Source organism: Thiomicrolovo immobilis (assembly GCF_039645955.1).
Classification (GTDB): domain Bacteria; phylum Campylobacterota; class Campylobacteria; order Campylobacterales; family Sulfurimonadaceae; genus Thiomicrolovo; species Thiomicrolovo diazotrophicus.
The window spans coordinates 222,792-237,597 of record NZ_CP147916.1 but is presented as its reverse complement, the minus strand read 5'-3'; the positions used below and the strand labels follow the sequence as shown (position 1 = coordinate 237,597).

Genomic DNA, 14,806 nt, shown 5'->3' with positions numbered 1-14,806 from the left:
ACAGGTTTCCGGCGTGCGCTCTGCTATAATGGAGTGTTTTCGGAGGAGACCCCATGCGCCTGATACTTCCGGCTCTTTTCCTGTTTTACGGCATCCTGCACGCCGATATCGCCTGGTATACCGGGTATGATGAGGCGGTACGGGCCGCAAAACTCGCCCACAAGCCGCTGATGCTCTTCCTCACAAAACCCCGATGCAAAGTCCGCGGCTTTATGCAAAAGGATGTCTTCACGGACCCGGAGGTCGCCGCGTACATCGAAACCCACTTCATCGCCGCCGATATCTGGAACGACCATGAGAGCCTGCCCCCAAAATACCGGGTCACCGCCAGCCCCGTTTTTACCTTCCTCGACGCCGACGAGGACGAGATCATTGAGCAGGTCGTCGGGGGCAAACCGCCCTCCCGCTTCCTGGAGACCCTGCACAGCGTCATTGACGACAACCCCCAATTTCGGTAGCGCCGCGCAGCGCGAGCCGTTACCAAAGGGTGGTACACTGTTGCCAACGCGCCCCAAGGAGAGAGGATGAAATTAACCTACGCCGGCCCCAAGCCGCTTATCTCCCACAGCGGCATCGTCTTCGACAGGAAAAAAGAGGACAAGTACCGTTATATCCCCTTCACCGTCTCCCTGCTGCTGGCCCTCGACCACGACTACACCTCGTCGCAAAACTATACCTATACGCCCGACCGGAAGCATTACAGCGACGAAAAGCTGCTTCGGATCATCACCGCGCACTGCCAGAATGCGAAAACCGAGGCGCAAAGGCGCCTGAACGACAAAGCGGCCGAACTCGACGAAGAACTCCGGCGGGTGCAGAGCGCGCTTTCGCTCTCCGCCGAAGCCCGCTCCGTCCTGCGGACCAACCTGATGCTGATGCGCGACTACCGCCTGCAGCGCACCGTCAATAAGAGCTTCTACTACAGCGCGGCCGGCGCCCTCGTCACCCTGGTCGCCGCCAAACGGCTGCGGTATATCCAGACACCGTTCACGCCGGAGTATTTTCATGTCTTTCATACCATGGAAGGGATCATACGCAGACGGCGTCTTGCACTCGCTGCACAGCTTGAGGTTTATGAGGAAAAGGGGGAGTTGATGGTGCGGCTGGCGCTGGCCGGCCGCTAGAGGGTTACTTGCCGGAATCCGGCAGCGGTGTTTTGGCCGTACGGGCCGGCAGGACCGGGTACTCGACGACCGGTTTCTCGCCCGTCAGCGCTTTGAGGAAGGTCTTGATGCTCTCCGTCTCTGCGTCAGTCAGTTTGACACCCAGCTGGGTCTCGCCCATGATCTTGATCGCCTCTTTCAGGCTCCAGACCGTACCGTTGTGGAAATAAGGCGCCGTCTCTTCGACGTTGCGCAGCGTCGGAACCTTGACCATCCCGTTCGCATCGCCTTTGAAGTCGCCAACGCCCATATACTTGAACTTGCCCATCAGCGGGAACGGCTGCATTCCGCCGCCGACGGCCACGCCAGTGTGACAGCTCGCACACCCTTTGTCAATAAAGGTCTGCAGACCGGCCTTCTCCTCTTTGGAAAGCGCTTTGTCACAGCCGCGCAGGTACTCGTCGAAGCGTGACGGCGTTACCAGCGTGCGCTCGAAGGAGGCGATGACATCCGCAATGTCTTTGAAGGTCGGAACCATCTTCTGGTCATTGTAGGCGTGGCGGAACGCCGCGACATAATCGGGAATGGAGTTGACGACGGCGGCGACGTGCTCAGGCTTGGCCGCCATTTCCGGCGCCGCCTGCATCGGTCCCTGCGCCTGGTCTTCAAGGTCCGGGCTGCGTCCGTCCCAGAACTGCTTCTCAGCAAAAACGGCGTTGTAGACCGACGGAGAGTTCAGGTGGTGGGGGTTGTGCGCCCAGTTGTGGCCGATCGCCGCCGGCACTCCATCCACACCGCCGGTGGCGAGGTTGTGACAGGTGTTACAGCTGATGATCTCGCTCTTTGAAAGGCGCGGATCGAAAAAGAGCTGTTTGCCGAGCTCGACCTTCTGAGCATTCATCGGGTTCTTCGGATTATCGATGAGTTTATAGAGTTCGGTCGTGCTTTTCGGAATGGGGGCGAGGCCCATCGCCTTGGCCTGATCGGCCAGTGTCTCCGCGGATGCGGCGGAAGCCAGGACACATGCTGTCAACGCAATTTTTTTAAACATTTTTCTCTCCTTGATTATTCAATCCTCCGCCGGAAATGCGGAAGTTCCAAATTCATGTGATGGGAAAATTCTACCTACAAACGATAATTTTTTTCCTTAAATAAATAGACTACTTTTACTTAATGGAAAATAATAAACACCGCCTTCCTTCTACGATTATTTCGACTTTTACCTTTTTGGTGCTTTAATGCTACTATGAATAAAGAACTCATAGCCACAAACCTGCGGAACCACCATCTCAAGGTGACCCCGCAGCGGCTCAAGATCGTCGAAAGCCTCAACACCTTCGGCCACCTGAACATCGATATGCTTTACCAGGAGGTAAAAGAAGCGTATCCGAACGTTTCGCTGGCGACGGTGTACAAGAATATTGCCATAATGACGGAAAACGGACTGCTCGAAGAGGTGAAAGTCCCCGAGAGCAAGAGTGTTTTCGAGATCCGAAAAGAGCCGCACCTGCACCTGCACTGCAGCGAATGCGGAAAGATCGAAGATTTTTCCTTCGATACGGAGCAGATCAGAGCGCACGCCGAAGCCGTCAGCGGCTACAGCATCCAAAGCAGCGATATCGTGCTGCGGGGCATCTGCCCGGCGTGCCAGAAAAAGCGTTAACAGTTTAGTAACTTTTCTTTACTATACTTTCCCTACCTTCATTCAAAGCGTCTCCTTCTCCCGACATCCACCGGGAGTTGGTTATAATCCATTCTATGACAATACGGCCCATCTATCTTCTTTCTGTGACCCCCTCCGATGATCCCGACATTACCCATCTGCCGATCCTGGAAACGGCATGGCTGCAACCCAAAGTCGATCTTTCACGGATCGACGGCATCATCTTTACCTCGAAAAACGGCGTCGACGCCCTCGAAAAGATCGCCCCGGAGTGGAAAAGCGTGCCCGTGCTCTGCGTCGGGAAGGGAACCCGTCAGCGTGTGGAAGCACTCGGCGGCACGGTTGTGGGGACGGTCAAGGGGTACGGCGAGATGCTGTACGAACTTATCCGGGAGCGTTTCCCCCGTTTCCGCTGGCTCTATGCACGCCCCCGGGTCGTCGCGTCGGATTTTGCCTCCCGGCTGCGTGAAGAGGGGGTTGTCGTGGAGGAGGCCGTGGTCTATGAGACCCTCTGCCGGGCCGATAAAATGGACGTTGCGATTCCCGACGACAGCATACTGATCTTTACCTCGCCTTCGGCACTGCACTGCTTTCAGAGCCGCTTTGTCCTGGCCCAGACCCACAGCGTCGTCGCCATCGGCCGCACGACAGAGAAGAGCCTTCCCGGCCGGAAGGTCCACATCGCCCCCGAACCGACCGTCGCGGCCTGTATCACCCTCGCAAAACAGCTGGCAAAGGAGCAAGTATGATCGACACCGACCGCATGATCTGCGTCTGCAATTCGATGGATATGAAGGCGATTGCCGAATGCATCAAAACCCATGGCTGGGAGAGCGTCGACGCGATGCTCAATCACCGCGAGTGCGAACTGGGCAACAAATGCGAGTCCTGCATCGAAGACGGGTATGAGAACGACGGCTATTCGCTGGCGATGGTCCTCTCCCTGGTCAAACAGGGGCGGCTCTGAGCACTAGCAGTCTCTGCGTTTGCCGAAGAGACAGGGGCCGTTTTTGATGATCTTGCGAACAGAGAAGAAGAGGAAGAGAAGGGAGACGGCGAAGGCGCCGACGACGATGAAAACGACGAAACACATCCGCTAGGTCATAAAAAGCATGCCGTAGATCGTCACGCCCATCAGGGATGTGACGGTCATCCCCGAAAAAACGATCACCCCGTTGCGTTTGTGCGTGGCGGCCACCGTTTCACTGCCACCATAGCTTCGCAGAGCGTCGATCAACAGCCATGCCCACCCGGCAACGGCGGCGACGGCGATCAACACATGCACCGCCAGGAACACCGCCAGCGAGGAGAATTCCACGCCGCTCTCTTCCGCGTAGGCGACGAAACCGCCGGTAAAGCGCACCCCGACTTCGAACAGCACGACCATCGCCAGCGTGACTGCGAAGAGCAGTGTCTGTGCGCGTTTGTGGCCCTTTTCATACCCGCCTTTAATCAGAAGGATGGCCCCGCCCATCAAGAACGGCAATGCGGCAAACCAAAGGGTGACGATGTCCATAAACCAAAGGGCGCGCGTCCCCAGAAAACCCGCCTCAAACATCAAGCTTCTCCCGGAACGTCTGCATAAATTTCTGCACCTTCGGTGCAATGACGACCTGGCAGTATCCCTGTTGGGGATTGAGGTCGAAATAGTTCTGGTGGTACGCTTCGGCCGGATAGAATGTCGGGGCCGGGGAGAGTTCCGTCACGATCGGGTCGGAAAAACCGGCCTGTGCTTCGGCAATGGCGGCCTCCGCTTCCGCTTTCTGTACATCGTTCTGATAGTAGATGACCGAGCGGTACTGGGTCCCGACGTCCGCGCCCTGGCGGTTCAGCGTCGTCGGATCGTGAATGACCCAGAAAATATCGAGAATCTCCCCGAAGGAGATAACGTCGGGATCGAAAGTGACCTCGACCACTTCGGCGTGCCCCGTCGTTCCGCTGCAGACCGCACGGTAATCGGGATGCTCCGTTTCGCCGCCCGCGTAACCGCTGATGGCGCTGCTGACCCCTTTGACCCGGCGGTAGACCGCCTCGATGCACCAAAAACACCCGCCCCCGAGGAGCGCTACTTCCTTAGCCATCGTCATCCTTTTTTGCCCCAATAATGCCAAAGCGTACCTTCAAGGCACCCCATGGCTTCAATCTAAACGGCAACGCCAAAAATGACAGAACAGAAAAATTGCTATATTTCTGTTCAATTACAACAAACAATATTAATATAAAATACAGTACTCTAAAAAATTCTTCGCGCAAGGGAACGCAGACCATCATGACGACCGCGGATCTTTTCCTTCACATCTTATGGCCGCTCGCCATCGCTTCCGCGCTATTTCTCTACTGGCGTATCAAACCGCTGCCGCTGCCGGTCACCGAAGGTCCCATAGATACCTCCCCGGATGTGCTGCCCGATCCAAGCCTGCAGGAGCGCATGTGGTTTGATCTCGGCGAGCGCATCGACCGGCTCTGCACCCTGGAGCTCTCACCGGAAAGCCAGAAGCAGCAGCTTTTCGAGCAGTTGAGCAGCCTGCCTCCCGTCATGACCCTCTGGGCCGGCTTCACGAACAAAGAGGGGGCCATTGACCCCTTTTACGTCTATGACGAAACCGAACCGGGTTTTTTGACGGAGCACTACGGTGTCCGGCATGCCGCGGCGATCGACGAGGCAGAAAACCCGACCGAATACGCCTTTGTTTCCGCCCAGCCCCATCTTTTCAGCAATGCGCTTGAAGCCCCGATGGACACGGCATGGCAGAAACGGTTGCGCTACGCCCCGCTGGTCTCTGTCCTCTCTATCCCGCTCTTCTCCCCCGACCGGGCACGTCCCGAGGGCATCGTCACGCTCTACACTGATACCGCCTGCATGGACAACGATATACTGACGTACCTGACGAACCTGCTGAACCGTTTCATGGCCTTTTCCCATCAAAACGCGCTTTACCACCGGGTCCTGGCCCAATACAATACGGTCCACTCCGCCAGCCGTTTCTATGCACAGCTCATCAACGCCGCGCCGATACGCATCTGCTGGAAAAACAGTGATCTCGTCTACCTCGGAGGCAATCTCTCTTTTGCCAAAGATGTCCGGTTGGGCAAGCCCGATGCGCTCAAAGGAAAAACCGATCATGACCTTTTCGGGGCCGAAGAAGCGCGGCTCTTCGAAATGTCGGATCGGAAGGTACTGGAGCACGGGACCGAACTGCTCAACCGCATTGAAAAGCAGGGAGAGATGTGGCGGCTCAGTAGCCGCGCCCCGCTCAGCGATCCCAACGGCCGCATCGTCGGCGTCGTCATCGCCTATATCGATTACACCTTCCAGTACCGGGCCCAGAACTATCATGAAACGACGGAGCAGCGTTTCCGTTCGCTGCTGGATCAGATGCCGACCGTCGCGATCCAGGGCTTCGACGAGCAGCGGCACATCAACTACTGGAACCGTCAAAGCGAAGCGCTGTACGGCTACAGCGCCGAAGAGGCCCTGGGTCGGAAGATCGACGAATTGATCCTTCCCCGATCCCAACAAAACCATTTTGCCGCGGGGATCGCGGCGTGGTTGAACCATAACGATGCAATGGGGGCCGAAGAGCATACCGTTCTTGCCAGAAGCGGCATCTCCATCCCCGTGCAGAGTGCGCGTATCCTCCTCGACCGGGCCACGGAAAACCCGCAGTTCTACGCCATCGACATCGATCTGAGTCTTCAAAAAGCCGCGGAATCAAAGCTAAAACAGCTCGCCGACTACGACGCTTTGACGATGCTGCCGAACCGCCATCACCTCAACTACCATCTCCAGTCCCTGATCACGAGGGCACAGCGGGCGGAAAAACAGTTTGCCATTTTCTTCATCGACCTGGATAACTTCAAGTACATCAATGACACGTTCGGCCATAACTACGGCGACAAACTGCTGGTCCAGGCCGCGCGGCGCCTGCAGCATGTCCTGCGCGAATCCGACTATATCGCCCGTTTCGGCGGCGACGAATTTATCGTCACGGTGGAGTACGGCGAGGATCACTTTGTCACCTCCCATATCGCCCAGAAAATGATCAGCGTCCTGCAAGAGGGCTTCAACATCAAAGAGCAGGAGCTCTACGTCGGCGCCAGCATCGGGATTACGCTCTTTCCGGAGAACAGCAGTGCACTCGACGTCCTGCTCAAACAGGCCGATGCCGCCATGTACAAAGCGAAACGCGGCGGTAAAAGCCAGTTCACCTACTTCACGGCGGAGATGACCGAAGAGATCGAGCGCCAACTGACGATGGAGAATGCCCTTCGACAGACGTTTCAAGATGACAAGATCACCTTTTTCTACCAACCGCAGGTCGACCTCCATACCGGTGTCATCGTGAGCTGCGAGGCGCTGGTACGCTGGTACGACGAGGAGAACAGCGCCTACATCCCTCCAATAACGTTCCTGCCCATCGTCGAGAAGGCGCATCTGATGCAGACCCTGACGCAAAGGGCCTTCGAACACGCCGTCCGGCTGCTTGACCAGTGGCGGCGTCTGCGCCTGGCGCTGATCCGGATTGACGTCAACGTCCCGGCGGAACAACTGGCGAACAAAGAGATCCTCACCTATGTCGTCCATCTGCTCAAAACGTACAATATCGATCCCGTATTTATCGGCATCGAGATCACAGAGGGGCAGTTGATCGACCTGGATACGGAAGCAGCCAAGAGCGTGCTCGGCGCCTTCAGCGACCTCGGCATCCATATCAGCATCGACGATTTCGGCACCGGATACTCCTCGCTCAGCTATCTGAGCCGCCTCACCATCGACACGGTCAAGATCGACAAAAGCTTTGTCCAGGAATACGAAAGCAGCCAGAACCAGGCCCTGATCCGATCCATCATCGCCATGGCCCATGAGCTCGGATACCAGGTCGTTGCCGAAGGCGTCGAACTTCCCGAACAGGCCGATGCGCTGAAAAAGTATCGTTGCGACAAAGTCCAGGGCAATCACTTCTATCTACCGAAACATGCCGAAGCAATGACCCGGGAACTCACTCTTAACCTCCATCGCCACCGGAAGAATTTGACGAAATAACTGCCGTTTAATTTTGATTTTATCGTCATTATATTATGATTATTATCAATCCAAATTATAGGGGCAGAGATGAAAAAGGTGTTGGTGCTTGGCGGAGGGTTTGCAGGAGTCGATGCGGCGACGCATCTGCGCAAAAGAGGTTATGACGTGACACTCGTCAGCGACCGGGACTATTTTTACATCTATCCGACTTCCATCTGGGTCCCGACGGGCAAAGCCTCCTTTGACGATATCAAGGTCTCTCTGGAGGCGCTGAGGGATGCCCACGGCTTCACCCTCGTGGTTGACGGGGTCGAAACGATCGAGGCAAAGGCAAACCGCATCACCCTCGCCTCCGGGAAGGTGATCGACGACTATGACTACCTCGTCATCGCCCTCGGAGCGCACAAGATGAAACACCCCGGTATCGAGCATACCCTCTCCATCTGCGGCGACCCGCGCGAATCGCTGCGGATCAAGGAGCGGATCGACGCCCTGGTCGCCAAAGGGAGCGGCAAGATCGCTTTCGGCTTCGGCGGCAACCCCAAAGACACCTCCGCCGTACGCGGCGGTCCCGGCTTCGAACTCTTTTTCAATCTTCATGAGCTCCTGAAGAAAAAAGGGATCCGCGACCGTTTCGAACTGACCTTTTTCGCCCCGATGCCCAAGCCGGGCGCACGCATGGGCGACCAGGCCCTGAAGATGATGGACACGATGTTCGAACGGGCCGATCTGAACAAACACTTCGGCAAAAAGATCAAACGTTTCGAAGAGGACGGCGTCGTCTTCGAGGATGACAGCAAGCTTGATTCGGACTTCACGATGTTCATTCCCGCCGGGGACGGCCACGGTGTCATCAAGGCCTCCGACCTCCCGACGAACGAAGCCGGTTTCGTCGCCATCAACGATTACAGCGAAGTCGTGATCGACGGCGAAGTCAGTAACGTCTATGCCGCCGGAGACGTCGCGGCGCTGGAAGGGCCGGAGTGGCGGGCGAAACAGGGGCATGTGGCCGAAGTCATGTCCAAAAACATCGCCTGCAACATCGCCGCGCGCGACGCCGGAAAGGCGGAACGCAAAGGGTACCAGGAGCACCTCAACATCCTCTGCGTCATGGACACCGGCACCGGTGCGGGCTTCGTCTTCCGCGACGACAAGAAAGCCTTCATGATGCCGATGCCCATCCTGGGACACTGGATGAAAAAAGGGTGGGGATGGTACTGCCGCAACAGCAAGCTGGGAAAGCTTCCGCGCCTGCCGGGGCTCTAGGAGGGCTAGACTGCTTCCCGGCGTTCCGATTCGCGGAGCGTCTTCATCTTCACGAGGTTGTTCCGGTACATGCGGTCAAGCTGGCCGAACGGCACCGGCTTGCTGAAGAAATACCCCTGCCCGTAGTCGACGCCGAGCTTCTTGAGAAGGCGGACGTGTTCGATGCTTTCAACACCCTCTGCGACGATTTTCAGACCCATCGCCTTGCTCAGTGAGACGATCGATTCGACGATGGTCCGGTCATCCTGGTCATCAAGCATGTTCATGATGAACGCCTTGTCGATCTTGAGGGTATCGACCGGGAACTGCTTGAGGTAGGCCAGGGAGGAGTAGCCCGTCCCGAAGTCGTCGATGTTGACGCCGACGCCCAGGTCACGCAGCTGGTGCAGGACTTTCAGACTTTCGGTCAGACTGATCATGGAGACGCTTTCGGTCACCTCGAACTCCAGATACTCCGGCTTGATGTCGTAGCGCTGCAACACGGTCCGGATCTGGTGCAGCAGCAGCGGGCTGCCGAACTGGCGCCCGGAGAGGTTGACGGCCAGCTTCAGCGGTACGATCCCCGAGGCGCGCCACTGCTCGATGCGGCGGGCCGCCTCGTGCATGACCCACTCGCCGATCTTGATGATCATCCCCGTGTGCTCGGCGACGGGGATGAAGTCGTCCGGGTAGACCGTACCGATCTTCGGGTGGTTCCAGCGGATCAGCGCCTCGGCACCGGTGATGGCGCCCGTGCGCAGGGAGATCTTCGGCTGGTAGTAAAGCTCAAACTGCTCCATCGTTTCGATCGCTTCGCGCATCTCGTGCTCGACCTGGAGCTTTTTGCGGATCGTCTCTCCCATCGTCGTATCGTAGAAACGGTAGCGGTTTCGCCCGTCCTCTTTCGCCTTGTACATGGCCGTATCCGCGAACTTGATCAGGGTGTCGGCGTCGTCGGAGTGATCCGGGTAGATCGCCACACCGATACTCGTCGTCGTAAAGATCGCCTTGTCCCCGAACTCCCAGCGCTCCTGCAGGGCGTCGATCATCTTCTTCGCGACGATGGTAATGTCTTTTTCCGAATTGATCAGCGGCAGCAGAACGATGAACTCGTCCCCGCCGATCCGCGAAATCGTGTCGGAGTCGCGCAGGGTGCGCTTGAGGCGCTCCGCCACCTCTTTGAGCAGCCGGTCTCCCAGGGTATGTCCCAGGGTGTCGTTGACGTTTTTGAAGCCGTCGAGGTCGAGGAAAAGCACGCCCAGCTTCTCGCCCCGGCGGTTGGCGTCCTTGATTGCTTTTTGCAGACGGTCCTGCATGAGCACCCGGTTCGGCAGGTTGGTGAGCGGGTCGTAGAAGGCGAGCTTTTCGATCATCTGCTGGCTCTCCGCCTGCTCGCTGACGTCCATCGTAATCCCCGAAATAAACGCCTTCCCGTCACGCCGGAGGCTCAGTTTTCCCTCGGTCAGTACGTGCATCGCCTCCCCGTGGGCATTGACAAGCTTGTGCATCAGGCGGAACGGGGTGTGGGTCTGGGCCGTGTTCTCGAGGGCGCGGATAAATGCCTGGCGCTGCGACGGCTCGATAACATTGAGCAGTGCTTCCCAGGTCAGCGGCATGCCGTCCATCGGCAGGCCCAGCAGCACGTACATCTGGTCACTGAAACTGCAGTCGTGCGTCTGCGTATCGATCCGCCAGCTTCCCATCCGCGCGATCTGCTGCGCCTCTTTGAGGTGCTGGCGCCCCTCTTCGATCTCTTTGTGCAGTTCGTTCATAAAGTCGGCGTGGTGGATGATGTTGTCACTCATTTTGTTCGCCGCTTCGGCGATCATGCCGATCTCGTTCGCGCTGGTATCCCGCAGTTCAATGGGCACGGGGTGGCTCGGGTCGAAGGCTTCCAGTTTCCGGGTCAGCTCCCGCAGCGGAAGGAAGGAACGGTAGAGCAGCCGCAGCAGCAGCAGGACGAGCAGGACGTACCCGGCGATGATCGCGGCGAGGAACTGGAAATACTGTTCCATCATCGACCGGAAATTCCGGTCGGAGACGGCAACATCCATCGAGGCGATGATCTCGCCGTTGATATTGGTCACGGGAAGCGCCAGGGTAAAGAGGCGGTGCGAAGAGCCGAAGTTGCCGACGACAAGGGGACGCCCGTGGTTTCTAAGCAGGCGTACGCCGTTGATCACCTGTGCCGAGCTGAGGCGGATGAGCTGCTCTTCGACAAGAAGCTGTTTGTCGTTGTGCAGGGCATCGGAGAGCTGGGGAAGCATAAAGTCGATCTTCTGTTCCACCAGTTCCTGAAGCTGTTTTTTGTACCCGCTGATGACGATTTTCGTATTGACGTATGCCAGCCCGAAGACGAGCAGCAGGCTGAAAAACGCCAGGGAGAACAGCAGTTTCGATGCTAGGGAGTTCCAGATTGTCAACTTCATTACGATAGATTATATCGAAAAGTGACCGACTCCGTTAGAGGTGTGACACCTAACGGATGATCGTATCGTTGCGGTCGGGGGAGGTGGAGACCATGCCGATCTTCGTTTCGGTCAGCTTTTCGATCTCGCTGAGGTAAGCCCTGGCCGTTTCCGGCAGCGCATCCCATTCGCGCACGCCTTCGGTCCGCTCCCAGCCGGGGAAGCTCTTATAGACCGGCGTGGCCGCTTCAAGATCGAGCGGCATATAGTCAACGACTTCCCCGCCGACCTCGTAGCCGACACAGACTTTAACTTCGTCGAAGCCGTCGAGGACGTCGAGTTTCATAATGGCCAGCTCGTCGCAGCCGTTGATGCGGCTGGCGAACTTCGTCGCCACGGCATCGAACCATCCGCAGCGGCGCGGGCGGCCGGTCGTCGTGCCGAACTCGTGCCCCTGTTCGCGCAGCTTGTCGCCGTCAGTCCCGAAATCTTCCGTCGGGAAAGGGCCGTTACCGACACGCGTACAGTAGGCTTTGACGATCCCGGTCACCTTCCCGATATCTTTCGGGCTGATTCCCAGTCCAATGCACGCCCCCGCCGCGATCGTCGAAGAGCTTGTGACATAGGGGTAGGTCCCATGGTCGATATCGAGCATCGTTCCCTGTGCCCCTTCGAGCAGTACGTTCTGATCTTTTTTCAGCAGTTCCCAGACCATCTGCGTCGTGTTGGCCAGGTACGGAAGCAAAGAAGCCGCGAAGCCTTCAAGTTCCGCTTTCAGCGCCGCCGCGTCCGGTGCCTCGATGCCCATAGCACTGTAAATGGCGCCGTTTTGCTCGAAGTACTCGAGGACGCGGGCGACCAGGGCGTCGATATCGCGCAGTTCGCCGAGGCGGAAGCCCGCGCGGGCGATCTTTTCGCTGTAAGCGGGCCCGATGCCGCGGCCGGTCGTCCCGATCGCCTTCTTGCCGCGCAGGCGCTCTTTGGCCTGGTCGATCTCTTCGTGGAAGCCGAGGATCATGTGCGCCGATTCGCTCACAAAGAGACGCCCTTCGAGCTTGTCGAACTGTTTCATCTCTTTGATCAGTGCCGCCGGCGAAACGACGACGCCGTTGCCGATGATGTTGATCGCTTCGGGGTTCAGGACGCCGGAGGGGATCAGGTGGAGGGCGTATTTGGTCCCGTCGACCCAGATGGTGTGGCCGGCATTGTGCCCGCCCTGGTAACGCGCGACGGCGTCGTATTTCTGCGCAAGAAGATCAACGATCTTCCCTTTGCCCTCATCGCCCCACTGGATGCCGACGATCAAATCTGCTTTTTTCATAATTTCAATTTCCTTTACACGCCGGCTTCAAGCAGCACATCGGTAGCGATGGCGAAGCCGACACTGGTCACATCTTCGTTTTTATAGCGTCCGCCTCTGGCGTAAACGTCGTTGTCCGCGATCACGCGGAAATAGAGCTCGTCGTAATAGAGCATCTTCGCGTAATAGAGCGGTGCGACGACCGTATTGGCATACGGCACGCTCAGGCTGAGCTCTTTCATCTTCAGCAGCTCGACACGGAGCTCCTCCGGCACGAGCGGCAGGACCGCGTCGATCTCCGAAGGGTTCTCGAGGTAGACGAGCTTTGTCAGCCAGTCGATCCCCCGCGCCAGCAGGTTCTCGATACGGATGTGGCGGAAATCGTCCATCGGGATATCGAGCAGGCGGCTCAGGATCTTCGGGATGTTGATGTTGGAGATCTGCAGCAGCGGCTGCGTCTCCAGACGCTCGAAGATCTCGAGGCAGCGGGTGAGCGCGATGGAGAGGTCCGCCTCGCCGATCACCTCGGCACCGACCTGGTACTGCTCGTGTGACGGGTAGCGGTAGACCGGCTGGATGTAGAACCATTTGCGGTGGTCCGTATTGCGCCCGAGGCGCTTGGAGATAATGCGCACGACATCGATGGTCGTGTCCGCGCGCAGGCTCATGCGGTTGTTGTCACGGTCCCCGAGACGGATCAGCTCTTTGGCATCGGAGATGCTCTCATGCTGGTGGTGCGAAAAAAGCGGCACGACGATCTCTTCGAAGCCGTCAGCATAAAGCACATCACTGGCGATCTGCTCGATCTCCCGCTTGCGGCGGGCGCTGGCACCGAAATAGAGCTTGCTCCCTTCGGGAATCTCGTGGGCAAAGATCATGCCGTCAGCCCGAAATAGATTTCGTTAAAGACGCGGCCCGCCGTGCCGTCGTAGCTGCGGCGGCCGAGCTTGTCGAGGGCGACCTCGACGGCGTTGACGACCCAGGCGGCCTCGAACGGCTTGATCAGCCCCATGTGGTTGACACGGAAGATCTTCCCTTTGAGGTGGTCCTGACCGCCGGCCATGTTGACGTCAAACTCTTTTTTCAGCAGCGCGCGGATCTCGTTGGCGTTCGCATCATCAATCGTTGTCATGGACGCCGCAGGCGTTTTCGGATAAATATGCAGTCCCAGTGCCTCGAAGGCGGCCCGTGTCGCGGCACCGCGGCGGGCCGTTTCGTCGTAAAGCGTCTCGAGGCCCTTGGCCTCGATCTCCGCCAGGACGGCTTCCAGGCCGATCACGAGCGTTGTCGCCGCCGTCCAGGCCGTCGTATTGGTACGCTGCTTCTTGATCTCCGTCGCCAGGTTGAAGTAGTACCCCTTCCCTGCGCCGATCTTCTCGACCGCCGCATTGCTCAGACCGATGACGGCAAGGCCTGGCGGCAGCATCAGCGCTTTCTGGCTTCCCGCCAGCAGGGCATCGATGTGGGTAACATCGATCGCTTCGACGCCGACAGCGGTAATGCCGTCCGCGATGATCATGACGTCGGGGCGCACCGCCTTGACGGCCGCGGCGATCGCTTCGACCGGGTGGCGCAGGCCGCCGGCGCTCTCGCTGATCTGAACGGCGATGGCGTCGATGCGCGGGTTCTCCTGCAGCGCGGCGAGGACATCCTCGGGCGTTGACGGTGTATCCCACTCGTAGGTCAGTTCAACGTTCTGCAGCCCGTGCGCCTGGGCAATCTTGCCGAAACGCTCGCCAAATTTTCCCGCATTGATGTTCAGCAGGGTATCGCGGCAGAGGTTGGTGATGGCCGCTTCCATCGCGCCGGTACCCGTCGAGGCCAGCATCACGACCTCATCGGTTTTCATCAGGCCGAAGAGCGCTTTGCGCGCCCGTTCGAAGATCGCTTCAAACTCCGGCGTGCGGTGATGGATCGTCTCCTCCGCCATCGCTTTGCGGACGGATTCCGGAACAGGGGTAGGACCGGGGGTAAAGAGCAGCATGCTTTTTTTCCTTAAATGATATGCATATGCGGCAAGGCGGATTTGCACCGCCTTTTTCAAGCCGCGTATTATACTCT

At 58.0% G+C, this 14,806-nt stretch carries 15 protein-coding genes; 7 read left to right on the top strand and 8 right to left on the bottom strand.

Annotated elements, in window-relative coordinates; genetic code table 11:
- Positions 1-53 precede the first annotated feature (53 nt).
- Together WCX72_RS01265 and WCX72_RS01260 are read left to right on the top strand one after the other, a co-directional pair.
- On the top strand, positions 54-458 hold the full coding sequence (locus WCX72_RS01265) for a thioredoxin fold domain-containing protein (RefSeq protein ID WP_345970425.1): 405 nt from the start codon (positions 54-56) through the stop codon (positions 456-458).
- 66 nt (positions 459-524) lie between these two features.
- The gene (locus WCX72_RS01260; RefSeq protein WP_345970424.1) at positions 525-1,124 is read left to right on the top strand and encodes a hypothetical protein; all 600 of its coding nucleotides are present in this window, start codon (positions 525-527) and stop codon (positions 1,122-1,124) included.
- Between the two features lie 4 nt (positions 1,125-1,128).
- Here the strand turns inward: WCX72_RS01260 and WCX72_RS01255 are convergent, their stop codons facing one another.
- On the bottom strand, positions 1,129-2,154 hold the full coding sequence (locus WCX72_RS01255) for a cytochrome-c peroxidase (protein WP_345970423.1): 1,026 nt from the start codon (positions 2,152-2,154) through the stop codon (positions 1,129-1,131).
- 195 nt (positions 2,155-2,349) lie between these two features.
- On the opposite strand from WCX72_RS01255, the gene WCX72_RS01250 reads away from it, so the two are divergent.
- From WCX72_RS01250 to WCX72_RS01240, 3 genes are all read left to right on the top strand, one after another.
- Positions 2,350-2,766 carry a Fur family transcriptional regulator gene (locus tag WCX72_RS01250; protein ID WP_231019879.1) on the top strand — a complete coding sequence of 139 codons (417 nt, stop codon included), beginning with the start codon at positions 2,350-2,352 and terminating at the stop codon, positions 2,764-2,766.
- Positions 2,767-2,861: 95 nt separating this feature from the next.
- Positions 2,862-3,515 (top strand): uroporphyrinogen-III synthase, encoded by a 654-nt coding sequence (locus WCX72_RS01245; protein WP_345970422.1) that lies wholly within the window; start codon positions 2,862-2,864, stop codon positions 3,513-3,515.
- On the top strand, positions 3,512-3,733 hold the full coding sequence (locus WCX72_RS01240) for a hypothetical protein (protein ID WP_345970420.1): 222 nt from the start codon (positions 3,512-3,514) through the stop codon (positions 3,731-3,733). Before WCX72_RS01245 ends, WCX72_RS01240 begins: the two co-directional genes overlap by 4 nt.
- Before the next feature lie 3 nt (positions 3,734-3,736).
- On the opposite strand, the gene WCX72_RS01235 is transcribed toward WCX72_RS01240, so the two are convergent.
- From WCX72_RS01235 to msrA, 3 genes are read right to left on the bottom strand one after another with little or no spacing between them, the layout of a single operon-like run.
- Positions 3,737-3,859, bottom strand: coding sequence for a hypothetical protein (locus tag WCX72_RS01235; protein ID WP_345970419.1), 123 nt, complete (start codon positions 3,857-3,859; stop codon positions 3,737-3,739).
- 3 nt (positions 3,860-3,862) lie between these two features.
- A complete protein-coding gene (locus tag WCX72_RS01230) occupies positions 3,863-4,324 on the bottom strand; it encodes a DUF420 domain-containing protein (protein WP_345970418.1) in 462 nt (153 codons plus the stop codon).
- A complete protein-coding gene (gene msrA / locus WCX72_RS01225; protein WP_345970416.1) occupies positions 4,317-4,847 on the bottom strand; it encodes a peptide-methionine (S)-S-oxide reductase MsrA in 531 nt (176 codons plus the stop codon). The genes WCX72_RS01230 and msrA overlap by 8 nt, the downstream gene beginning before the upstream one ends.
- A 188-nt stretch (positions 4,848-5,035) precedes the next feature.
- On the opposite strand from msrA, the gene WCX72_RS01220 reads away from it, so the two are divergent.
- Complete coding sequence (locus WCX72_RS01220) at positions 5,036-7,810, top strand: EAL domain-containing protein (RefSeq protein ID WP_345970415.1); 2,775 nt, start codon at positions 5,036-5,038, stop codon at positions 7,808-7,810.
- Between the two features lie 69 nt (positions 7,811-7,879).
- The gene (locus tag WCX72_RS01215) at positions 7,880-9,058 is read left to right on the top strand and encodes an FAD-dependent oxidoreductase (protein WP_345970414.1); all 1,179 of its coding nucleotides are present in this window, start codon (positions 7,880-7,882) and stop codon (positions 9,056-9,058) included.
- Between the two features lie 5 nt (positions 9,059-9,063).
- Here the strand turns inward: WCX72_RS01215 and WCX72_RS01210 are convergent, their stop codons facing one another.
- From WCX72_RS01210 to WCX72_RS01195, 4 genes are read right to left on the bottom strand one after another with little or no spacing between them, the layout of a single operon-like run.
- On the bottom strand, positions 9,064-11,466 hold the full coding sequence (locus tag WCX72_RS01210) for an EAL domain-containing protein (protein WP_231019864.1): 2,403 nt from the start codon (positions 11,464-11,466) through the stop codon (positions 9,064-9,066).
- A 49-nt stretch (positions 11,467-11,515) separates the two neighbouring features.
- Positions 11,516-12,766, bottom strand: a complete 1,251-nt coding sequence (locus tag WCX72_RS01205; RefSeq protein ID WP_345970412.1) for an adenylosuccinate synthase — start codon at positions 12,764-12,766, stop codon at positions 11,516-11,518.
- Positions 12,767-12,780: 14 nt separating this feature from the next.
- Positions 12,781-13,623, bottom strand: a complete 843-nt coding sequence (locus tag WCX72_RS01200) for an ATP phosphoribosyltransferase regulatory subunit (RefSeq protein ID WP_345970410.1) — start codon at positions 13,621-13,623, stop codon at positions 12,781-12,783.
- Entirely contained in the window at positions 13,620-14,729 is a 1,110-nt protein-coding gene (locus WCX72_RS01195) for an alanine--glyoxylate aminotransferase family protein (RefSeq protein WP_345970409.1), read from the bottom strand. Before WCX72_RS01195 ends, WCX72_RS01200 begins: the two co-directional genes overlap by 4 nt.
- Positions 14,730-14,806: the final 77 nt, after the last annotated feature.

What these genes read in the sequence shown, in the direction of transcription:
- WCX72_RS01265 (WP_345970425.1), top strand. Translation starts at nt 54, where the DNA reads ATGCGCCTGATACTTCCGGCTCTTTTCCTGTTTTACGGCATCCTGCAC.
- WCX72_RS01260 (WP_345970424.1), top strand. Translation starts at nt 525, where the DNA reads ATGAAATTAACCTACGCCGGCCCCAAGCCGCTTATCTCCCACAGCGGC.
- WCX72_RS01255 (WP_345970423.1), bottom strand. Translation starts at nt 2,154, where the DNA reads ATGTTTAAAAAAATTGCGTTGACAGCATGTGTCCTGGCTTCCGCCGCA.
- WCX72_RS01250 (WP_231019879.1), top strand. Translation starts at nt 2,350, where the DNA reads ATGAATAAAGAACTCATAGCCACAAACCTGCGGAACCACCATCTCAAG.
- WCX72_RS01245 (WP_345970422.1), top strand. Translation starts at nt 2,862, where the DNA reads ATGACAATACGGCCCATCTATCTTCTTTCTGTGACCCCCTCCGATGAT.
- WCX72_RS01240 (WP_345970420.1), top strand. Translation starts at nt 3,512, where the DNA reads ATGATCGACACCGACCGCATGATCTGCGTCTGCAATTCGATGGATATG.
- WCX72_RS01235 (WP_345970419.1), bottom strand. Translation starts at nt 3,859, where the DNA reads ATGTGTTTCGTCGTTTTCATCGTCGTCGGCGCCTTCGCCGTCTCCCTT.
- WCX72_RS01230 (WP_345970418.1), bottom strand. Translation starts at nt 4,324, where the DNA reads ATGTTTGAGGCGGGTTTTCTGGGGACGCGCGCCCTTTGGTTTATGGAC.
- msrA (WP_345970416.1), bottom strand. Translation starts at nt 4,847, where the DNA reads ATGGCTAAGGAAGTAGCGCTCCTCGGGGGCGGGTGTTTTTGGTGCATC.
- WCX72_RS01220 (WP_345970415.1), top strand. Translation starts at nt 5,036, where the DNA reads ATGACGACCGCGGATCTTTTCCTTCACATCTTATGGCCGCTCGCCATC.
- WCX72_RS01215 (WP_345970414.1), top strand. Translation starts at nt 7,880, where the DNA reads ATGAAAAAGGTGTTGGTGCTTGGCGGAGGGTTTGCAGGAGTCGATGCG.
- WCX72_RS01210 (WP_231019864.1), bottom strand. Translation starts at nt 11,466, where the DNA reads ATGAAGTTGACAATCTGGAACTCCCTAGCATCGAAACTGCTGTTCTCC.
- WCX72_RS01205 (WP_345970412.1), bottom strand. Translation starts at nt 12,766, where the DNA reads ATGAAAAAAGCAGATTTGATCGTCGGCATCCAGTGGGGCGATGAGGGC.
- WCX72_RS01200 (WP_345970410.1), bottom strand. Translation starts at nt 13,623, where the DNA reads ATGATCTTTGCCCACGAGATTCCCGAAGGGAGCAAGCTCTATTTCGGT.
- WCX72_RS01195 (WP_345970409.1), bottom strand. Translation starts at nt 14,729, where the DNA reads ATGCTGCTCTTTACCCCCGGTCCTACCCCTGTTCCGGAATCCGTCCGC.